The 2,637-nt window shown below is 47.9% G+C and carries 2 protein-coding genes; one reads left to right on the top strand and one right to left on the bottom strand.

Annotated elements, in window-relative coordinates; all coding sequences use genetic code 11:
* Positions 1 to 127: 127 nt before the first annotated feature.
* Entirely contained in the window at positions 128 to 916 is a 789-nt protein-coding gene (locus EWV84_RS08630; RefSeq protein WP_287077668.1) for an ECF transporter S component, read from the top strand.
* Positions 917 to 1,010: 94 nt separating this feature from the next.
* On the opposite strand, the gene ilvC is transcribed toward EWV84_RS08630, so the two are convergent.
* Complete coding sequence (ilvC, locus tag EWV84_RS08625; protein ID WP_286825532.1) at positions 1,011 to 2,003, bottom strand: ketol-acid reductoisomerase; 993 nt, start codon at positions 2,001 to 2,003, stop codon at positions 1,011 to 1,013.
* Positions 2,004 to 2,637 lie beyond the last annotated feature (634 nt).

Genomic DNA, 2,637 nt, shown 5'->3' with positions numbered 1-2,637 from the left:
GTGTGGGGTAAAATCGAAACGAATAGGCTTTTTCCATGTCTCACATTTTAGCATATATTTGGTAAATGCGCTAATATTTAACAGTAAAGCCGTCGTAGAACGACGGGGTTTCAGACCCAGTTTTTCGATGACCCTAGATATTATCCCCGAAGGCGAAGAACGCGAAGTGGAAGCTGTCAGTAGTGCCGCCATTGATGGTGCGCCGATCGCCTATATTGTCGTCTTAGCGGCCATTGTCACTACCCTTTCTTTTATTCCCTTCTCCATTGTCCTCGCTTCCGGCGGTAGTATGCCCCTCAGTCAAGCGGTTTTTCCCCTCTTGGGTTGGTTACTCGGCCCGATCGCTGGAGCGATCGCTAGTGGCATTGGGTCCTTAATTGGGGCTTTCCTTGCCCCCTACACGGCAGGAATTCCCGCTATTTCGGTCTTTGGGGCAATTATATCCAGTTTTGTGGCGGGAACGATGGTTTTAGGCAAAAAACGCCGTTATTGGTGGTTAGGATTAACGTTAATTTTTCTGATTCCCCTGTTTATCTACGCTAACCGGGCGATCGGACTGAACGGCATTTCGCCACGAATCTTTATCGCTGGGGCTTTCGTCGATTGGTCAGCTTTGGTATTATTTATCCTACCAACCCGGACTCTTTTTACCCATTGGATCAAAGGTAGCAATTTGGCCCTAGTAGCGGCGGGAATTTTTGGCGGGACTTGGACCGCCAGCGGACTCTCCCATTTAGGGGCCGTCGCCATTACCTACTCGATTTTTAACTGGCCCGAAGAAGTCTGGATCGCTTTAATTCCGATCATTCCTGTAGAAAATCTGATTCGTTCCCTCGTCGGTATGGTGATCGGTTGTGGTGTGATTGCCGGTTTACGGGCGATCGGTCTGGTTAAATCAAGAGAGGCGATCTACTAAGTAGGAAGTTTTCCTTTTGGGGGGTCGGGTGTCGGGACGGACGCAAAGGCAAGAATTGCCCCGTTGCGTCCAACCCCGCAGGAAAAAAAGAGAACTAGCGTTTTAGCCAACTCATCATCGCTCGTAGATCTTGGCCGACTTCTTCGATCGAATGTTCTGCCTCTTGACGACGCATAGCGGTGAACCCCGGTTTACCTGCTTGATTTTCGAGGACAAACTCTCTGGCGAATTGTCCCGATTGAATTTCCCCGAGGATTTTCCGCATTTCGGCCTTAGTCGCTTCCGTCACCACCCGCGGACCGCGAGTGTAGTCACCGTACTCGGCTGTATTGGAAATACTATCGCGCATTTTGGCTAAACCGCCCTCGACGATCAGATCGACGATCAGTTTTACCTCGTGTAAACACTCAAAATAGGCTAATTCGGGCTGATAACCAGCTTCCACGAGGGTTTCAAAGCCAGCTTTAATTAAAGCACTTAAACCGCCGCATAATACTGCCTGTTCGCCAAAAAGGTCGGTTTCTGTTTCCTCGCGGAAAGTGGTTTCCAAAACCCCGGCCCGAGTGCCACCGATACCTTTAGCGTAGGCCATTGCCCGCTCGCGTGCTTGGCCGGTAGCATCTTGATAGACGGCGAATAAACAGGGGACTCCTTGACCTTGTTCGTAGGTGCGACGGACGAGATGGCCCGGTCCTTTGGGTGCGACCATAACCACATCGACATTATCCGGGGGAACCACTTGACCAAAATGAATATTAAAGCCGTGGGCAAAAGATAACACCTTGCCTGCGCTTAAATTCGGGGCAATTTCGTTGAGATAAATCGTTTTCTGCACTTCATCCGGTAAGAGGATCATGATCCAGTCGGCAATTTTAGCGGCTTCGGCCACATCATAAACCGGAATACCGGCTTCTTTGGCTTTGATTGCCGATTTACTGCCGGGATATAGACCAACAATCACATTAACGCCACTATCCTTGAGATTTAATGCGTGGGCATGACCTTGGGAACCATAACCAATAATAGCGATCGTTTTTCCCGCTAATAAATCTAAATTGGCATCCTCATCATAGTACATTCGTGCCATCGAAATCGCTCCTTAACTTCTTTTGTCACTGTGCAAACTCCTAATTATACGGGAAAATCACGCCCGTCAGAAGCATTTGATCGCCGGTTTCCTGGAGTCAGGAAAAAATAGTGCCTAGAAAAAATGAACTAGGCTAATCCGCTTCGCGCTCGATTAGCGTTTCCAAAGCTAATCTCACAGATTTTGCGCTTTTGACGCTTCCTTTGGCAGACTTACCGTTTGAGTCCTGACGGCTCCTTACTTTTCCCGTTAAGTCTGAAAACGACGGCAGAATAAGGGTTTCAGGCTCTTGCCGATTGTCAATAAGCTAATCTTAATGACAATGACCAACGAGAGAATAGGACTTCGAGATAGGGGGAAAGCAAGCGAGCGCTCAATTAAAAAGATAGCGGGAAAAGTCAGCTGAGCAGTTGAGGCAGCATTGACTTGAGCGATCGCATTTAAAGGTAAAGATTGAACAGGCCGAATGTTTTAGGTTTACCCTGAGTTTATTGCTGTAATTCTTTCAAAAAATCGGTGGTGATTCGATAGTAGTGATGGGGCTTAATGCCTTGCCAATTGGGCATTGTAGTCGTGTATGAAATACCAGATAGCCCCGATATGATTATCCATTTTTTTGGAGAACGATAGACTC

Origin of the sequence: Microcystis sp. M_QC_C_20170808_M3Col, assembly GCF_007095505.1 — a bacterium.
Lineage (GTDB): Bacteria > Cyanobacteriota > Cyanobacteriia > Cyanobacteriales > Microcystaceae > Microcystis.
Note: the sequence above shows the minus strand (reverse complement) of the source record. Positions and strands in the feature narration are given on the sequence as shown.

Excerpts from the sequence above, each read along its gene's own strand:
- ilvC (WP_286825532.1), bottom strand. The coding sequence starts at position 2,003 with ATGGCACGAATGTACTATGATGAGGATGCCAATTTAGATTTATTAGCG.
- EWV84_RS08630 (WP_287077668.1), top strand. The coding sequence starts at position 128 with ATGACCCTAGATATTATCCCCGAAGGCGAAGAACGCGAAGTGGAAGCT.